General features: G+C 33.4%; 18 protein-coding genes and 4 tRNA genes. 21 read left to right on the top strand and 1 reads right to left on the bottom strand.

The window, feature by feature from the left end; translation table 11 throughout:
• Position 1: 1 nt before the first annotated feature.
• The 3 genes from H1R17_RS02535 (at position 2) to H1R17_RS02525 (ending at position 5137) form a co-directional block, all read left to right on the top strand.
• Positions 2 to 1576, top strand: a complete 1575-nt coding sequence (locus tag H1R17_RS02535) for a RagB/SusD family nutrient uptake outer membrane protein (RefSeq protein WP_163432555.1) — start codon at positions 2 to 4, stop codon at positions 1574 to 1576.
• A gap of 104 nt (positions 1577 to 1680) precedes the next feature.
• Positions 1681 to 3705 (top strand): putative porin, encoded by a 2025-nt coding sequence (locus H1R17_RS02530; RefSeq protein ID WP_163432556.1) that lies wholly within the window; start codon positions 1681 to 1683, stop codon positions 3703 to 3705.
• Positions 3706 to 3775: 70 nt separating this feature from the next.
• A complete protein-coding gene (locus H1R17_RS02525) occupies positions 3776 to 5137 on the top strand; it encodes a pyridoxal-phosphate dependent enzyme (protein ID WP_163432557.1) in 1362 nt (453 codons plus the stop codon).
• Positions 5138 to 5228: 91 nt separating this feature from the next.
• On the opposite strand, the gene H1R17_RS02520 is transcribed toward H1R17_RS02525, so the two are convergent.
• Entirely contained in the window at positions 5229 to 6887 is a 1659-nt protein-coding gene (locus H1R17_RS02520; protein WP_240453360.1) for a GLPGLI family protein, read from the bottom strand.
• Positions 6888 to 6963: 76 nt separating this feature from the next.
• Between H1R17_RS02520 and H1R17_RS02515 the strand changes: the two genes are divergently transcribed.
• The 18 genes from H1R17_RS02515 (at position 6964) to rplL (ending at position 17222) form a co-directional block, all read left to right on the top strand.
• The gene (locus H1R17_RS02515) at positions 6964 to 8229 is read left to right on the top strand and encodes a DUF2851 family protein (protein ID WP_163432559.1); all 1266 of its coding nucleotides are present in this window, start codon (positions 6964 to 6966) and stop codon (positions 8227 to 8229) included.
• On the top strand, positions 8226 to 9068 hold the full coding sequence (locus H1R17_RS02510) for a ComEA family DNA-binding protein (RefSeq protein WP_163432560.1): 843 nt from the start codon (positions 8226 to 8228) through the stop codon (positions 9066 to 9068). Before H1R17_RS02515 ends, H1R17_RS02510 begins: the two co-directional genes overlap by 4 nt.
• A 37-nt stretch (positions 9069 to 9105) precedes the next feature.
• A complete protein-coding gene (locus H1R17_RS02505; RefSeq protein ID WP_163432561.1) occupies positions 9106 to 10248 on the top strand; it encodes an acyl-CoA dehydrogenase family protein in 1143 nt (380 codons plus the stop codon).
• Positions 10249 to 10351: 103 nt separating this feature from the next.
• Positions 10352 to 10984: a hypothetical protein gene (locus H1R17_RS02500; RefSeq protein ID WP_163432562.1), complete on the top strand. Its 633-nt coding sequence runs from the start codon at positions 10352 to 10354 to the stop codon at positions 10982 to 10984.
• 103 nt (positions 10985 to 11087) lie between these two features.
• A complete protein-coding gene (rpsU, locus tag H1R17_RS02495) occupies positions 11088 to 11282 on the top strand; it encodes a 30S ribosomal protein S21 (protein WP_163432563.1) in 195 nt (64 codons plus the stop codon).
• Positions 11283 to 11342: 60 nt separating this feature from the next.
• Positions 11343 to 12254 carry a tyrosine-type recombinase/integrase gene (locus H1R17_RS02490; protein WP_163432564.1) on the top strand — a complete coding sequence of 304 codons (912 nt, stop codon included), beginning with the start codon at positions 11343 to 11345 and terminating at the stop codon, positions 12252 to 12254.
• A gap of 10 nt (positions 12255 to 12264) precedes the next feature.
• Positions 12265 to 12564, top strand: a complete 300-nt coding sequence (gene hpf / locus H1R17_RS02485) for a ribosome hibernation-promoting factor, HPF/YfiA family (protein ID WP_163432565.1) — start codon at positions 12265 to 12267, stop codon at positions 12562 to 12564.
• A gap of 85 nt (positions 12565 to 12649) precedes the next feature.
• A tRNA-Thr gene (locus H1R17_RS02480) sits at positions 12650 to 12723 on the top strand.
• A 19-nt stretch (positions 12724 to 12742) separates the two neighbouring features.
• Positions 12743 to 12823: transfer RNA gene (locus tag H1R17_RS02475), tRNA-Tyr, on the top strand.
• A 17-nt stretch (positions 12824 to 12840) separates the two neighbouring features.
• Positions 12841 to 12912, top strand: a tRNA-Thr gene (locus H1R17_RS02470).
• A gap of 56 nt (positions 12913 to 12968) precedes the next feature.
• A complete protein-coding gene (tuf, locus tag H1R17_RS02465; RefSeq protein ID WP_163432566.1) occupies positions 12969 to 14156 on the top strand; it encodes an elongation factor Tu in 1188 nt (395 codons plus the stop codon).
• A 56-nt stretch (positions 14157 to 14212) separates the two neighbouring features.
• Positions 14213 to 14283 (top strand) — tRNA-Trp (locus tag H1R17_RS02460).
• 14 nt (positions 14284 to 14297) lie between these two features.
• Positions 14298 to 14495, top strand: a complete 198-nt coding sequence (gene secE / locus H1R17_RS02455; protein WP_163432567.1) for a preprotein translocase subunit SecE — start codon at positions 14298 to 14300, stop codon at positions 14493 to 14495.
• 10 nt (positions 14496 to 14505) lie between these two features.
• Positions 14506 to 15057: a transcription termination/antitermination protein NusG gene (gene nusG / locus H1R17_RS02450; RefSeq protein WP_163432568.1), complete on the top strand. Its 552-nt coding sequence runs from the start codon at positions 14506 to 14508 to the stop codon at positions 15055 to 15057.
• A 56-nt stretch (positions 15058 to 15113) separates the two neighbouring features.
• Positions 15114 to 15551 carry a 50S ribosomal protein L11 gene (rplK, locus tag H1R17_RS02445; RefSeq protein WP_163432569.1) on the top strand — a complete coding sequence of 146 codons (438 nt, stop codon included), beginning with the start codon at positions 15114 to 15116 and terminating at the stop codon, positions 15549 to 15551.
• A gap of 18 nt (positions 15552 to 15569) precedes the next feature.
• Entirely contained in the window at positions 15570 to 16259 is a 690-nt protein-coding gene (gene rplA, locus H1R17_RS02440; protein ID WP_163432570.1) for a 50S ribosomal protein L1, read from the top strand.
• Positions 16260 to 16281: 22 nt separating this feature from the next.
• A complete protein-coding gene (gene rplJ / locus H1R17_RS02435) occupies positions 16282 to 16770 on the top strand; it encodes a 50S ribosomal protein L10 (RefSeq protein WP_163432571.1) in 489 nt (162 codons plus the stop codon).
• Between the two features lie 83 nt (positions 16771 to 16853).
• Positions 16854 to 17222 carry a 50S ribosomal protein L7/L12 gene (gene rplL / locus H1R17_RS02430; protein ID WP_163432572.1) on the top strand — a complete coding sequence of 123 codons (369 nt, stop codon included), beginning with the start codon at positions 16854 to 16856 and terminating at the stop codon, positions 17220 to 17222.
• Positions 17223 to 17260: the final 38 nt, after the last annotated feature.

Below are 17260 nucleotides of genomic sequence, written 5' to 3'. Positions count from 1 at the left end.
TATGAAAAAAATATTTTTAAGTGCTTTATTTGCATCAGTAGTTTTAGCTGGATGTTCAGATGCATATGAAATACAGCAGGCGGGTGTAGTTACTGAAGAAAGCCAAGTTTTCAAAAGTGCTGATGATGTAGGAAAAGGAATTCGCTATGTATATTCTCAATTTTCTGGAGAAACAGAAATTGATTTTGATTCTTACTTTACAGATGAATTAGGTGTAGGTGCTGCAAATGCAGGGCAAGGAATTAATGATGGAAGCTATACTTTTATTTTACAAGCAGGTAATGATAACGTTCAAGGAATTTGGGGAAGCTATTATGGAGCTGTTAATAGATTGAATAGAATTTTAAGCCGCATTGATGAGATGTTGGTTGAGCCTAATGCAGAAGTTGATAAATTGAATGAACATAAAGCGCATATTTATGCTTTAAGAGCTTATTGTCATTATAAATTATTTGCTTTCTTTACTCCAGATTATACGAATCCTAATGGATTATCAGTAATTAAATTTGATTTTTTACAAACTTCTGATTATTCAAGATATGAAAAAAGATCAACTGTTGGTGAAATTGTTGCTTTCATAGAAAGTGATATTGAAAAAGCAAAAAAATTAGGCGGAATCAAGAATGAAGGTGGTACTGGATTTGCTTCAAATGAAATGTTAGAAGCTATTCTAATCAAAATGTATTCAATGTTGCAAACTGATAGTTCTTATGCAAAATTAGAAGTTGCTTTTAATGAATTAAGTAAGACTAAATCAATTGCTGATTATGGTATGTATGCTGGAATGTTTGGTGACGGTGCTGGTACAGCTGATAGTGAAGGGATATTTAAACTAAACAGAGTTTCTACTCAAGGTTCTGGTACTAGTGGGGTTGCTGCTTCTTGGTATGCTGCTGAAGTTGGTGAAGGAGCTTATATGGAAATGGGGCGTTCGTTGTATAATGAATTAGATAAACTAGACCCTTCTAAACAAGGTACGGCTTATAGTAGTGATAGATTAGACTTACGTTATGCTGTAGCTGTATTTAGTAATTCATTAGTAGCTACAAACTATGCTTCATTATCTCCAGAAGATTATCGTACAAAAGATATTTTACATATTGGAAAGTATCCTGGAATAACAAACAGACCATTAATGAATAGTCTTTGGATGTTTAGATATACTGATATGTTATTATCTTTAGCTGAGAAACGCGCTCACGAAGGTAAGGTTACTGGAACAGTTGCTTTAAATGATTATTCAAATGTTGAGTCTATCATTTACAATATTAGAGCTAATAGACATTTAGGAGCTAATACGCCAGTTACAATGCCTACTAACTTTTCTAGTAAGCAACAGGCTTTTTTACGTATTTTAGAAGAACGTAGAGTTGAGTTTGCATTTGAAGGTCAACGTTATTTAGATATGAAACGTATTGGTGTTCGTGCAGGATCTCCTGGTTTTGTTCGTGATCCTAAAGATTGTGCTTCAACAAATGCTTGTAGTTTAGAGCCTAGTAGTTTAAAGTTAACTTTACCAATTCCTAGATCTGAAATGGTTTCTAATCCAAATATGGTACAAAACCCTGGTTATTAATCAGTAAGTTTTTAGATTATATTTTAAAAGAGGTGCAATTGCACCTCTTTTTTTATTGTAGAAAATTTAGTAAAATAGTTTACTTTTGTTTAAAATTTGCATCTATGCGTTTTCTTTTATGTTTTCTTATGCTTTTTTCTACTTTGGGTTGGTCTCAAGTAAAAAGAGTTGATAAAAAATTAAATAGAACTACTATAAATTCAGGTCGTGTGCAGCCAACTAATTCTGTTGATCGTTTTTCGTCAATGAATTTAGCAGGTAATGATACTATTAAAGCAAACAAAATTGTTACAGTTGCTGGTGATACAGTAGCGCCTATTTCTTCATATAAAGTTTTTAATGAGTTAAAAGGAGCTTCTACTTTTGATACAATTCTGGATGTTAAAAAACAATATGCTCAAAATTATTTACGAAAAGATACATTTGGTCTTTTAGGGTTTAGTAATGATGGACAAACCTATCAAGCACTTGATCCTAACTTTTTACATCTTCAAAACATTATTAATTTAGGTTTTAATGCACGTAGGTTTTCGTATTTAAATAAAGAAGATATCAATTATTACAATGTGCCTACCCCAGCATCCGAGTTATTCTATAGAAGCGTAACAGGTAAAGGTCAAAATTTAGATGCACTTTTAACTGTGAATATATCTGAACAGTTTAATGCTTTCATAGGTTACAGAGGAATGCGTTCTCAGGGTAAATATGTAAATCAGCAAACATCAAATGGTAATTTTAGAATAGGTTCAAGTTATTTTACTAAAAATAAACGATATCAATTCAAGAATCATATTACATTTCAAGACATTTATAACGATGAAAATGGAGGTGTTTTTAATACTGCTTTATTTGAATCATCAGACGAGCCTTACAATAAACGTGAACAAATTAGAGTTCAATTTGATGCTTCTAAAACACGATTTAAAGGATTGCGTACTTACTTAGATCAAAGTTTTCAGTTTAATAAATCTGAAAGTAACAAAGCATTGATTCGACATCAGTTTACTTACGAGTATTTTTCAAACAGATTTGAGCAAGATAATGCAAACCCATTCAACAACTCAAAGCCTTATTTTGGAACCTCTTTTTCTAATAGTATTTTTGATAAAGTACAGTTTTATCAATTTGAAAACGATGTTGATTTAGCTTTTAACTCTAGTAAGATAGGATTGTTTGCTGTAAGTGCTGGTTTCTTCAATTCAAAATTCAGTTATAACTCGGTAATATTTGATAGCAACAACCAAAAGATTCCTAATTTCTTAAAGGACGATATTGTTACATTGGGCGGTTCTTATATATTAAACAAAGAAAATTACACTGCTGATGTCAACTTTAAGCAATCGGTTATTGGTAGATCGCTTACAAATTTAAACGCAAAAGCATCCATCAATATAAATGATAGTTATGGTTTGGATGTGCAATATCAGTTGCAAAGTAAAGTACCCGATTATACTTTTCAGCTTTTTCAAAGTGATTATACATACTATAATTGGCATCATAATTTTGCAAATGAAAAGTACAATACACTTAATGCTACTCTTAATACACCTTGGGTTGCGTTATCAGGAACGTATCAGTTAATTACCGATAAGCTATATTTTTCTAACGATGCAACTACAGTAAATGCAAACAATCGTTACACACAGCAATTAGTTACGCCAAAACAATACGGTAAGGTTATTAATTATTTAAGTGTAAAGGCGCAGAAAGAATTTAAATACCGCAAATGGGCGTTAGATAATACCGTAATGTTTCAGCAAGTAGTACAAGACAATGATATTTTAAATGTACCGCAAGTAATCACGCGTAACACCTTATATTATTCAGATTATGTGTTTGATAAAGCTTTATTTCTGCAAACAGGTATCACCTTTAACTACTTTACTAAGTATTTTGCTAACGAGTATAATCCTATTTTGGGCGACTTTGTTGTGCAAAATCAAGTTAAGGTAGGTAATTTTCCAATGTTCGATTTTTTCCTTAATGCCAAAATAAAAACAGCACAAATCTACATCAACGTAGAACATTTTAACTCAAAGTTTACAGGTTATAACTATTACAATACGCCAACGCAGCCTTACAGAGATTTAACGGTACGCTTGGGTATTAAATGGAATTTCTTTAACTAAAAGTTGTGGCAACACAACTTTCTTTCTTTTACCACATCATATTTGTATCTTTGCCACAAATTAAAAAGTAATGAAATACGCTAAAAATATATTAGAAACTATTGGTAATACACCGTTAGTGCAGTTAAATAGTATTGTAAAAGACCTGCCTTGTAAGGTGCTTGCAAAGGTAGAATATTTTAATCCGGGGCATTCTTGTAAAGACCGTATGGCTTTAAAAATGGTTGAGGATGCCGAAGCTGATGGTCGTTTAAAACCAGGTGGTACTATTATAGAAGGCACGTCGGGCAACACAGGTATGGGCTTGGCTTTGGCTGCTGTAGTTAAAGGATACAAACTAATCTGCGTGATTACTGATAAACAATCAAAAGAAAAAATGGATATACTGCGTGCAGTAGGTGCTAAGGTTGTGGTTTGCCCAACCGATGTTGAGCCTACAGATCCACGTTCGTATTATTCAGTTTCTAAACGTTTGGCGCAAGAAACACCTAACGGTTGGTACGTAAATCAATACGATAACCCATCAAACGCGCAAGCTAACTATGAACAAACCGGACCCGAAATTTGGGAGCAAACCCAAGGTGCTGTTACCCATTTTATTGTGGGCGTTGGTACGGGCGGAACCATTTCTGGAGTAGGAAAGTATCTTAAAGAACAAAAACCTAATGTAAAAGTATGGGGTGTTGATACCTACGGATCGGTTTTTAAGAAGTATCATGAAACAGGAATCTTTGATGAGAACGAAGTATACTCTTACGTAACCGAAGGTATTGGAGAAGACATTTTGCCAGAGAACGTTAACTTCTCAGTAATTGATCATTTTACAAAGGTAACCGATAAAGATGCTGCGGTATATTGCCGTAAGTTAGCTTTAGAAGAAGGTATTTTTGTAGGGATGTCTTCAGGGTCGGCTATTAAAGGTTTGTTGCAAATGAAGGATGAATTGAAACCGGACGACGTTGTAGTGGTTTTGTTTCACGATTCAGGATCGCGTTACATTGGTAAGATATTTAACGATGAGTGGATGCGTGAGCGCGGCTACTTAGAGGATGAAATTACAACTGCTGCCGATTTAATTCAAAATCATATTGAAAAACCTTTGGTTGTGGTGCGCACCGAAGAGTTGGTTTCACACGCATTAGATCGTATCAGAAAGTATAAAATATCTCAAATCCCAGTAATTGATAAAGATGGTTTTGTGGGCTCTTTAGAAGATAGTGACTTATTTGCTGCTTTTATGAACGATGCAAACATTGCAGAAAAACCTATCCGCGAGGTTATGGGTGCACCTTATCCGGTTGTTAACAAGAAAGCAAAGGTTGAAGATGTATCAAAGTTAATCACAAAAGATAACAATGCCGTGCTGGTTGATTTGGAAGATGGCAAGTATCACATCATTACAAAATACGATATCATTAACTCTATTAAGTAAAAAAGTAAAGCTTCCTTTTAAAATAAGGAAGCTTCTTTTTTTTAAGTCTATTTACATAAAAGAGCAAAATGGATAGGTTGATAGTTTAAAGTTAGTTAGTACCTAACAAAACACCCGATACATTCCAATAACTAAAACTACCACCTTCTGGTAATCCTTGCGGTATGCTGATTTCTATCTCGTGCATTCCACTATTTAAATCACCCAAATAAATATATGTTGGGTTGGTAACAGTGCCCGGGCACCAGTTGGCGCGTGATAAATCGGAACTTGATAAACCATTTGCAAAATTTCCAGAAGCAGGGTTGTCTAAGCGATACGATCCGCAATCAACACGCCAAGGCAAATAGCTTTGTGCTGTTTTACCGTTTAATACTATCTCATGAATTTTAGGGACAAACTCGTCTCCATTTTCCCAACCGCCGTGACCTGTAGCAATATATCGCAAATAAACATTGGTAAGTGGCTTATCTAATTCAAAGTTTACCTTTAAAGTTTTGCCGTTTTCAAACAAGATTGGGTATTCTTGTCCGCCCATTTCCATAACATTTGTTGTATTAAACAACGGTTTTATGGTTTGGTTTGGAAACAAATTAGTCTCGTTAGGATGAATTGTAATGTTAGCCGATACTTTATGACCGCCTTTATCGTAATTACCTATAAAGATGCCTATGTAAACTTCTTGCTCAGAGAGCACTTCGTTAAACTCTGAAATATCCTGGCGGTAATCAACCCAATCGCGCCATTCCTTATCTTTTAATTTAATATGATTAAAGTGATGTACCCCAAAAGGCGTAAAGAAACGCATTAACTCTATAGGTGTTTCGTAAGTGTTTGTAGTTACAATGCCTTGGTATTTCTTGCTTGTGCCGTTATCGTACAAAGGAAGTGTGTTAATACCTTCTTGCAACCCCTTTAAAAAAGTAGCTTTAGTGCTGGGTAGTATCACAAATACCGATCCTGTTCTATCATAAGCATCTCCGTTAGCTTGTTCTTTTACATCTAAAAACACCAAGCTACCTTTATCAATTTTAGGCATCTTAATTTTACGAACTGCTACGGTACCGTTGGCAAATTTTAAGATAGAATCGTTTGATTTATTGTTTTCGTTAAAGCTAAGAATATCGTCTTTAAAAATAGGAACTGTTGTGTAACGGGCTTTCATTAACGCATCCTGAAAGTCTAATCCACTTACCGTTTTATCCATAGAAGGCGTTAAGTTGGTAAGCTCTTTCTTAGAAAGCTTTTTTACTTGCGTTGCTTCTATAACATAATCATTATTACGACTGTATTTTAAAACAACGCCTAAGGAAATGCCTAAGCTGTTGGGTGCGGCTTTTATGGGTAAATCGGTGGTAAACCAAACGTTAATGGTGTTAGAGTTTATGCTAGTTGTAGCCTTTCTGGTTTTGTATCCCAAAATGGTTTCGTACTCATTGGTTAACGTAAGCTTTTGATTGTTTATTGAGGTAGAATCAATAGTTGATAGCACCAATAAGTTTTTAAAAGTAGCTTGCGATGTAATGTAATTGTTGGTTGTATTGATGAAATTCTGTTGTTTTGGGTATACTTTTGAACTTTTAAACTGACTATTTGTTATTAAAGCTGCGGTATTGTTTGCTGTTACAAGTGTTTTTTTGTCATCATTAATAACCTTTCCATTATATTTTTCTACATAAGTAATTTGATATTGGTTTTGAGCAAAAGACAAGTTGCTTATCAATATTAAAATAAGTACAAGGTGTTTCATATAATTGTTTTTACAAATGTATTGATTATTAGGAGTTTTGAAATTTTTAAAGTACATTTATATAAAAGCTTTTTGTATGAAGGAGGATTTTTTACATTACGTATGGAGGTTTAAAAAGCTTAAAACCATTGCATTAAAAACAGTTCAAGGTCAAGAATTGGTTATAAAAGATTTTGGCTTGTATTTAGGTATTCAAGGTCCTGACTTTTTTAATGCACAAGTTTATATCGATCATCAACTTTGGGCGGGTAATGTGGAAATGCACGTAAATGCCTCAGATTGGTATGCACATCATCATGAAATCGATCCTGCTTATCAAAATGTTATTTTACATGTTGTCTGGAATAATGATATTTCGGTTCTAAGAAACGATGGATCCGAAATTCCTACTTTGGTTTTAAAGGATTTCATAACTGAAAGTGTTTTTAATGCTTACAATCAATTCAAGCAACAGCCTCAGTATATTTTTTGCGAAGATTATCTGCAACATTTTAATTCGTTCGATTGGTTTTTATGGAAAGAAAAATTAATGATTGAGCGGTTAGAACAATTCACAGATCGTATTGTTCACGAGTTAAAGCAAACCAAGAATAATTGGGAAGAGGCTTTTTACAGTATGTTGTTGCGCAATTTTGGATTGAATATCAACAGCGATGCTTTTTATGAAATTGCCAAAAAGTTACCGTTTAAAATAATAAGAAAAGAGTTAACAAATAAAACACACGTAGAAGCACTTTTGCTTGGTACTGCTAATTTGTTAGATAATGATGCCGAAGATTATTATTTAAAAACATTGCAAAAAACCTATTTTTATTTACAACACAAGTATAATTTAAAAGCGATATCCAACAAAATAACCTATTTTAAATTACGTCCCGATAATTTTCCCACCATACGCTTAATGCAGTTTGCTGCATTTATAAGCAATCAAGTTTTTTTGTTCGATTTGGTTAAAAATCCAGAGTTTTTATGTGCTAATAAGAATGTTTTAAAAGCGCAACCATCAGCCTATTGGCAAACGCATTATGTTTTTGGTAAAGAACATACCGTGAAAAACAAAGCAATATCCAGTTCGTTTTACAATTTGCTTTTAATTAATACCATTTTGCCTTTTCAATATGTGTATCATGAACAATTAGGAAGCGATGCGGTTGATGAAATATTGCAACATTACCAAACATTACCTGTTGAAAGAAATACAACTGTTGAAATGTTTAAAAATATGCAGGTTCCTATAACGTCATCGTTTGATAGTCAATCGGTATTGTATCTTAAAAAGAATTATTGCGATTTACGTCGATGTTTAAATTGTGAGATAGGTATTAAATTGATGAATCAATGAAAGCACAACTACCATTTATAAATAGCAATCAACGCAAAGGTATTCTTGCTTTAGTGTGCCTTATTGTGTTGTTGCAAATTTTTATTTTTTGGTTTAAGAGAGCTGATAATAATGCCGAATCTACACAATATATAGTTGATGTAAAAACACAGCAACAAATAGATAGTTTAAAGATTGTTGCTTTAAAAGAATACGAACCTAAACCGTTTAATCCTAATTTTGTAAAAGATGGTAAATGGTTTCAGTTGGGAATGTCTACCGAAGAAATTGATCGCTTGTTGAAATTTAGAGCAAGTGGAAAGTATGTAAATTCTGCAGTCGATTTTCAAAAAGTAACAGGTGTTTCTAATGAACTGTTAGCGAAAATAGCTCCACAATTTCAATTTCCTGAATGGACGCAAAATGAAAAGCAAGAAACAAAGAATGAAGCTGTTGTTGTGAATAAAATGGATCTTAACAAAGCAACTCTTCAAGATTTGATGGATATTAAAGGTATTGGCGACTATTTTGCAAACGCTATTTTAGCAGAAAGAGAAAAATTAAACGGTTTTGTATCCATACAACAGGTCGATTTTATCAAAGGATTGCGCCCAGAAGCTATAAACATCATCAAGCAAACAACCTTTGTGAAAAGTGCAACTAACATTGTAAAAGTAAACGTTAATACTGCAACAAAAGAGCAATTAACCCAAGTACCGTATTTAAATAGTTATTTGGCTAGAGAGATTGTAGTGTTAAGAAGCAAGCAAGAAACAGCGTTAAAAATTGAAGATTTAGAAAAAATTAATAATTTTCCACTTGACAAATTAAAAATAATTAGATTATATTTGGATTTTTAGACAATAAAGCAAAAACAAAAATAAAAAACAATTAAAAATGAACTTTGAGTATAACGAAACGCAAGCAATGATTGCGCAATCAATTAGAGAGTTTGCAGAGAAAGAAATTAGACCAAACATTATGACTTGGGATGAAGCACAAATTTTCCCTGTTGAATTATTTAAAAAATTAGGTGAAATGGGTTTCATGGGCGTTTTAGTTCCTGAAGAGTTAGGTGGTTCTGGTTTAGGTTATCATGAGTACATTACAGTTGTTGAAGAAATTTCTAAAGTAGATTCTTCTATTGGTTTATCAGTTGCAGCTCATAATTCATTATGTACCAATCATATTTTGACATTTGCTAACGATGAGCAAAAGAAAAAATGGATTCCTAAATTAGCTACTGGTGAGTGGATTGGTGCTTGGGGATTAACTGAACATAACACGGGATCTGATGCAGGTGGTATGGCAACAACTGCTGTAAAAGATGGTAACGATTGGATTATAAACGGTGCTAAAAATTTTATTACACACGCTATTTCTGGTGATGTAGCTGTTGTTATTGTTCGTACAGGTGAAAAAGGCGATTCTCGTGGAATGACTGCTTTTGTTATTGAAAAAGGAACACCTGGTTTTTCATCAGGAAAAAAAGAAAATAAATTAGGAATGCGTGCTTCTGAAACAGCTGAGTTAATTTTTGATAATTGCCGTGTTTCTGATGCAAACCGTTTAGGTGAAGTTGGCGAAGGATTTATTCAAGCAATGAAAATTTTAGATGGTGGTCGTATTTCAATTGGTGCGTTGTCTTTAGGTATTGCAAAAGGAGCTTATGAAGCGGCTTTAAAATATTCAAAAGAGCGTGTGCAGTTTGGTAAACCTATTTCAGAATTTCAAGCAATTGGTTTTAAATTAGCTGATATGGCTACAGAAATTGAGTGTTCAGAATTATTGTTACACAAAGCAGCTTACTTAAAAAACAATCATAAACCAATGACAACTGCTGGTGCAATGGCAAAAATGTATGCGTCAGAAGTGTGTGTGAAAGTTTCTACAGAAGCTATTCAAATTCACGGTGGTTATGGTTATACAAAAGATTTCCCAGTAGAAAAATTCTTCCGCGATTCTAAATTATGTACTATTGGTGAAGGAACAACCGAAATTCAAAAATTAGTTATCTCTAGAAATCTTTTAAAAGACTAATTTCTTTTAGAGAATAGATAACAGAAAATAGAGAATAGATTAAAAAGGAAAGACTGTAACGGTTTTTCCTTTTTTTGTTATTTTTAAAAAATGATATTTTGTTATGGTTAAGCTTTCGAAAGAAAATGAGGTGCACTTTTTTGAATTTCTTTCAAATCAAATTGATGTTCATGAGTTTGAAAGATTTGTATATGAAAATGAATCTTTAAGAAGTGAAATGGATTCTCAAAAATACAATAAGTTAATTAGTTTTAATTTTAAAAATGTTGAAGGAGTTTTAAACGAGCTTGTTCCATTTGTTTCTAATGAAATAATTAAAGAATCTAGTTTTTTTGTTTGGAAAATTAAAAATAGACTAGAGTTGTTTTTAAATGAACCAGAAAATATAAAAGAGCATTTAGATGAAATGTATAATTTGTATTTTGGTATTTCTGATGCATCAGGAAAGCTAAAGTTTGCATATCCTTTTTTAGGAAATTTGGCACTGAATTATTTTTATTGGCTTGAAGAGGATTACTTAAAATTGTATTATGGTAGTAATTGGAAAAGTGAGTATGAAAAAATAGTAAAAAATTTTAATTTTTATCATGAGCAATTAATTCCTTATGCGCAAAGAATTTTATCAGCCATCAATAATAAAGAAATTGAATTTTTTAATGATGGAACTTATTTTATCAATCAAGATTTAAAACATATACTAGAATCTGATGATGTTTATCAGCTAAAGCATATTTAAAAATGCTAAGTAAACATCTTTAATAAATAATTTCAAATTCATAATTCATAATTCAAAAATTATTTCTAATTTTGCACCCATAATGAAAGGAGGTGTATAAATTATGTTGATCATTCCAATTAAAGACGGAGAAAATATTGATAGAGCGTTAAAACGTTATAAAAGAAAATTTGACAAAACGGGAACGTTACGTCAGTTAAGAAGTCGTAAAAACTTTACAAAACCTTCTGTAACAAAACGTGCTCAAAATCAAAAAGCACAATATATTCAGCACTTAAGAGATTCTGTTGAAATTTAATCGCTGATAAATATTTTATAAATCGCTAATTAAAGGTAACTTTGATTAGCGATTTTTTTTATGGAAAACTACATTTCACAATATTACGATTACCTTCTTAAAGAGAAAAAATTCTCACAACATACTGTAAATGCTTATTTACAAGATGTGAAAAGTTTTTATTTGTTTATAAATAAAGATGCTTTAGCAAAGGTTTCTGAAATTAAATACGCACACATCCGTAAATGGTTAATGCAACTTTCTAAAGAAAATAAGACCAATCATACTATAAATAGAAAAATAGCATCGCTAAAAAGTTATTTTAAGTTTTTGTACATCACCAAAACAATTAGTGTGTATCCTTTGCAAGAGCATAAATCATTGCGTACCGAAAAAAAGCTGCAAGTTCCTTTTTCAGAAGATGAAATGAAGAAATTGGAACGGTCTGATTTTGATGACGATTATTTTGGATTGCAAGAATATATAATTATTGCTCTTTTTTATGCATTAGGAATTAGAAAATCTGAATTGATTCAATTAAAAGTCGCCGATTTTGATTTTTCTCAGAACGAAGTGCGTGTTTTTGGAAAAGGATCTAAAGAACGTATTGTGCCAATAATAAACGAGTTGAATAAAGAACTGATTGATTTTTTTGAAAAACGCAAGATGCAATTTCCTAACAATAAGCATCAAAATGTTTTTTTGTTAAAAAATGGACAAATTTTAAATCAAACATTTGTTTATCGTTTAATAAATAATTATTTTAGAGGTGTAACATCAAAGCAAAAGAAAAGTCCGCATGTTTTGCGTCATACCTTTGCAACACATATGCTAAACTCAGGTGCAAACCTAAATACAGTGAAAGAATTGTTAGGACACGCAAGTTTGTCGTCAACACAAATTTACACTCATTCAAGTTTAGCTGCGTTAAAGAAAGTGTATGCAACAACACATCCGCGTTTCAAAAGCAATGATGATGATTATGAACCCTAAAATTTAAATTATGAAAGTGAGCATTCAAGCAGTTAACTTTAATGTTGACAGAAAATTAGTTGATTTTATAAATGAACGTTTAGAAAAATTACAACAATTTTATGATAAAATAGTAGGAATTGATGTATCTTTGCGTACGGAAAATTCTAGTGATAAAGAAAACAAATCAGTTGATATCTTGGTAAGAATTCCTGGAGATGATTTAATTGTAAAAAAGACAGCTAAATCATTTGAAGAGGCTACGGATACGGCAGCTGGCGCGTTAGAGCGTTTGTTGGTTAAACACAAAGAAAAAGTAAAAGCACATTAATTAGAAAAAAAAATAAAAAAGTTTTTATTTTTTTAAATAAGTGTATATATTTGCAGTCCGTTAGAAATAGCGGACTTTTTAAATTGCCTCTGTAGCTCAGCTGGCTAGAGCAGCTGATTTGTAATCAGCAGGTCGTGGGTTCGAGTCCCTCCAGAGGCTCGCAATTTAAAATAGGTTAGGGGAGATACTCAAGCGGCCAACGAGGACGGACTGTAAATCCGTTGGGAAACCTTCGCAGGTTCGAATCCTGCTCTCCCCACAACAAAATTCTTTTAAGCCGGCGTAGCTCAGGGGTAGAGTGCTTCCTTGGTAAGGAAGAGGTCACGGGTTCAAATCCCGTCGTTGGCTCAAAGGTGATTAAAGTTGAACACTAATTATATAACTAAGATTAAATTAATTAAATCATGGCAAAAGAAACTTTTGATCGTTCGAAACCCCATTTAAACATTGGTACTATCGGACACGTAGATCACGGTAAAACTACCACTACTGCTGCTATCACTAAAGTATTAGCTGATGCAGGTTTATCTGAAGCACGTTCATTCGATTCTATCGATAACGCACCAGAAGAAAAAGAGCGCGGTATTACTATTAACACTTCGCACGTTGAATATTCTACAGCTAACCGTCACTACGCTCACGTTGACTGTCCAGGTCACGCGGATTACGTTAAGAACATGGTTACTGGTGCTGCTCAAATGGATGGTGCTATCTTAGTAGTTGCTGCTACAGATGGTCCTATGCCACAAACTCGTGAGCACATCTTATTAGGTCGCCAAGTTGGTATTCCTCGTATCGTTGTATTCATGAACAAAGTGGATATGGTTGATGACGAAGAATTATTAGAATTAGTAGAAATGGAAATCCGTGATTTATTATCATTCTATGAGTATGATGGTGATAACGGACCAGTTGTTAAAGGTTCTGCTTTAGGTGGATTAAACGGAGATCCAAAATGGGTTGCTAGTATCATGGAATTGATGGATGCAGTTGATAATTGGATTGAATTACCAGTTCGTGACGTTGAGAAAACTTTCTTAATGCCAGTTGAAGACGTGTTTACAATTACTGGTCGTGGAACTGTAGCTACAGGTCGTATCGAAACAGGTGTTGCTAACACAGGTGATCCAGTTGAAATCATTGGTATGGGCGCAGACAAATTAACTTCTACAATTACAGGGGTTGAGATGTTCCGTAAAATCTTAGACCGTGGTGAAGCAGGTGATAACGTAGGTTTATTATTACGTGGTATTGACAAAGCTGATATCCGTCGTGGTATGGTTATCGTTAAGCCAGGTTCAGTTAAACCACACGCTAAATTCAAAGCAGAGGTTTATATCTTGAAAAAAGAAGAAGGTGGACGTCACACTCCATTCCATAACAACTACCGTCCTCAGTTCTACGTTCGTACAACTGACGTAACAGGAACTATCTTGTTACCAGAAGGTACTGATATGGTTATGCCAGGAGATAACTTAACTATTACTGTTGAGTTATTACAACCAATCGCTTTATCTGTAGGTTTACGTTTCGCTATCCGCGAAGGTGGTCGTACAGTAGGTGCTGGTCAGGTAACTGAAATTTTAGACTAATTATAAGTTTAAATATAAAAACAAAGTTGGCAGATCATCTGCCAACTTTTTAACAAACGGGTGTAGTTCAAGGGTAGAATAGCGGTCTCCAAAACCGTTGATGGGGGTTCGAATCCCTCCACCCGTGCAAATTCAAATATTATGGCTAAAGTAGTTAATTACATATCTGACGCATTTAACGAGTTAAAATCTAATGTTACATGGACACCATGGGCAGAAGTACAACGCTACACCATTATTGTTGCTATTTTTACAATTGTATTTTCTTTAGCAACATGGGGAGTTGATACGTTGTTTGCTAAAGTAATTGCAGGCTTTTTTAATATTCTAAATTCTTAATCAAATTATAATGATTGAAAATAGCGTAAAAAAGTGGTATGTAGTTAGGGCAGTTAGCGGTCAGGAGAATAAAGTAAAAGGATACATAGAAAGTGAGATAACACGTTTAGGAATGGAAGATTACTTGTCACAAGTATTGGTTCCTACCGAAAAAGTAGTGTCTCAACGCGATGGAAAAAAAATCACAAAAGAACGTATTTATTTTCCAGGATATGTTATGATTGAAGCTAATTTAACTGGTGAATTACCACACATTATCAAATCTATTGCAGGTGTTATTGGTTTCTTAGGTGAAACAAGAGGCGGAGATCCTGTGCCTTTAAGAATGTCTGAAGTAAATAGATTATTAGGTAAAGTAGATGAATTAGCAGTTTCTGTAGATAGAGGAATGGTTAATTTTGAAGTTGGAGAAACAGTAAAAGTAATCGACGGACCTTTCAATGGTTTCAATGGAACAATAGAAAAGGTAAACGAAGACAAACGCAAGCTTGAAGTAATGGTGAAAATTTTCGGAAGAAAAACACCTTTAGAATTAGGCTTTGTACAAGTTGAAAAATTATAATTGTTACATACACATCAATCGCTTCCAATTGATAGATGTGCTAAATTTTTTTAAAAATGGCAAAAGAAATTAGTAAAGTAGTTAAACTACAAGTTAAGGGAGGTGCAGCGAATCCATCGCCACCGGTTGGACCTGCTTTGGGGGCTGCTGGTGTAAACATTATGGAATTCTGTAAGCAATTTAATGCTAGAACACAGGATAAACCAGGAAAAGTTTTACCAGTACAAATTACAGTTTACAAGGACAAATCATTTGATTTTGTTGTTAAAACGCCACCAGCTGCTGTTCAATTATTAGAAGCTGCAAAGCTTAAAGGAGGTTCTGGACAACCAAACCGTAAAAAAGTTGCTTCTATTACATGGGATCAAGTTAAAGCAATTGCTGAAGACAAAATGGCCGATTTGAATGCATTTGAAATCGAAAAAGCTATGTCTATGATTGCTGGAACTGCACGTTCTATGGGAATCACTGTTACAGGAAACGCTCCTTTTTAATCTTAAAGAAAAGAAGAAATGGCAAAATTAACAAAAAAGCAAAAAGAGGCTGCAGCAAAAATTGAGAAGAACAAATTATATTCTTTAAAAGATGCTTCTGCATTAATTAAAGAAGTTGCTTCTGCAAAATTTGATGAGTCTGTTGATATTGCAGTACGTTTAGGAGTTGATCCACGTAAAGCAAATCAAATGGTACGTGGGGTTGTAACATTACCACACGGTACAGGTAAAGATGTAAGAGTATTAGCATTGGTTACTCCAGATAAGGAAGCAGAAGCTAAAGCTGCTGGAGCTGATCACGTAGGTTTAGACGATTATCTTCAAAAAATTAAAGACGGTTGGACAGATATCGACGTAATTATCACAATGCCTGCTGTTATGGGTAAATTAGGTCCATTAGGTCGTATTTTAGGACCACGTGGTTTAATGCCAAACCCTAAAACAGGTACGGTAACTATGGATGTTGCTAAAGCTGTACAAGAAGTAAAATCTGGTAAAATCGACTTTAAAGTTGATAAAACAGGTATCGTTCACGCAGGTATTGGAAAAGTATCTTTTGGTGCTGACCAAATTACTGAGAACGCAGCTGAAATAATTCAAACATTAATTAAATTAAAACCAACTGCAGCTAAAGGTACTTATATTAAGTCTATTCATATATCAAGTACAATGAGTCCTGCTATTGCTTTAGATCCAAAAGCAGTATAATTGGTAGTTAAAATTATTTAGTATGACTAGAGAAGACAAATCAATTGCGATTCAAGATTTAACTGCACAGTTAGCTGACACTAAAGTTATTTACGTTGCAGATATTTCTGGATTAAATGCAGCAACTACTTCTGATTTACGTAGAGCTTGTTTCAAAGCAGGTATCAAGTTAGAAGTTGTTAAAAATACATTGCTTGAGAAAGCAATGGAAGCATCAGAAAACGAATATGGTGATTTACCTTCTATTTTAAAAGGAAATAGCGCTATTATGATTGGCGAGGCTGCAAACGGTCCTGCAAAAATTATAAAAGAATTCCGTAAAAAAGGTGGAATCCCAGTTTTAAAAGGAGCTTACATTAACGAAGAAATCTATATTGGCGATAACCAATTAGATGCGTTAGTAGCTATTAAGTCTAGAGAAGAGATGATTGGAGAAATCATTGGATTATTACAATCTCCTGCTCAAAGAGTTATTTCAGCTCTTAAAAATCAATTTAAAGACGAAGAATAGTAGGTTACTACTACGTTTTTAATGTTCTAATGAACGCACATAAATAATTATATTTTTACAAATCAAATTAAAAGATAGAAAAAATGGCAGATTTGAAACAATTCGCAGAACAATTAGTTAACTTAACAGTTAAAGAAGTTAACGAATTAGCAACGATATTAAAAGATGAGTATGGTATTGAGCCAGCAGCAGCAGCAGTAGTTGTAGCAGGTGGTGGTGATGCAGCAGCAGCTGAAGAGCAAACTGAATTTACTGTAGTATTAAAAGAAGCTGGTGCTTCTAAATTAGCAGTAGTTAAAGCTGTTAAAGAATTAACAGGTTTAGGATTAAAAGAAGCTAAAGATTTAGTAGACGGTACTCCAGCAAACGTTAAAGAAGGTATTTCTAAAGACGAAGCTGAAGGATTGAAAAAAGCTTTAGAAGAAGCAGGAGCTGTTGTTGAGTTAAAATAATCTCACAATATTATAATTTTACGGTTTAGGCCTTGAGA

The organism is Flavobacterium sp. xlx-214 (assembly GCF_013874595.1).
GTDB lineage: Bacteria > Bacteroidota > Bacteroidia > Flavobacteriales > Flavobacteriaceae > Flavobacterium.
Note: the sequence above shows the minus strand (reverse complement) of the source record. Positions and strands in the feature narration are given on the sequence as shown.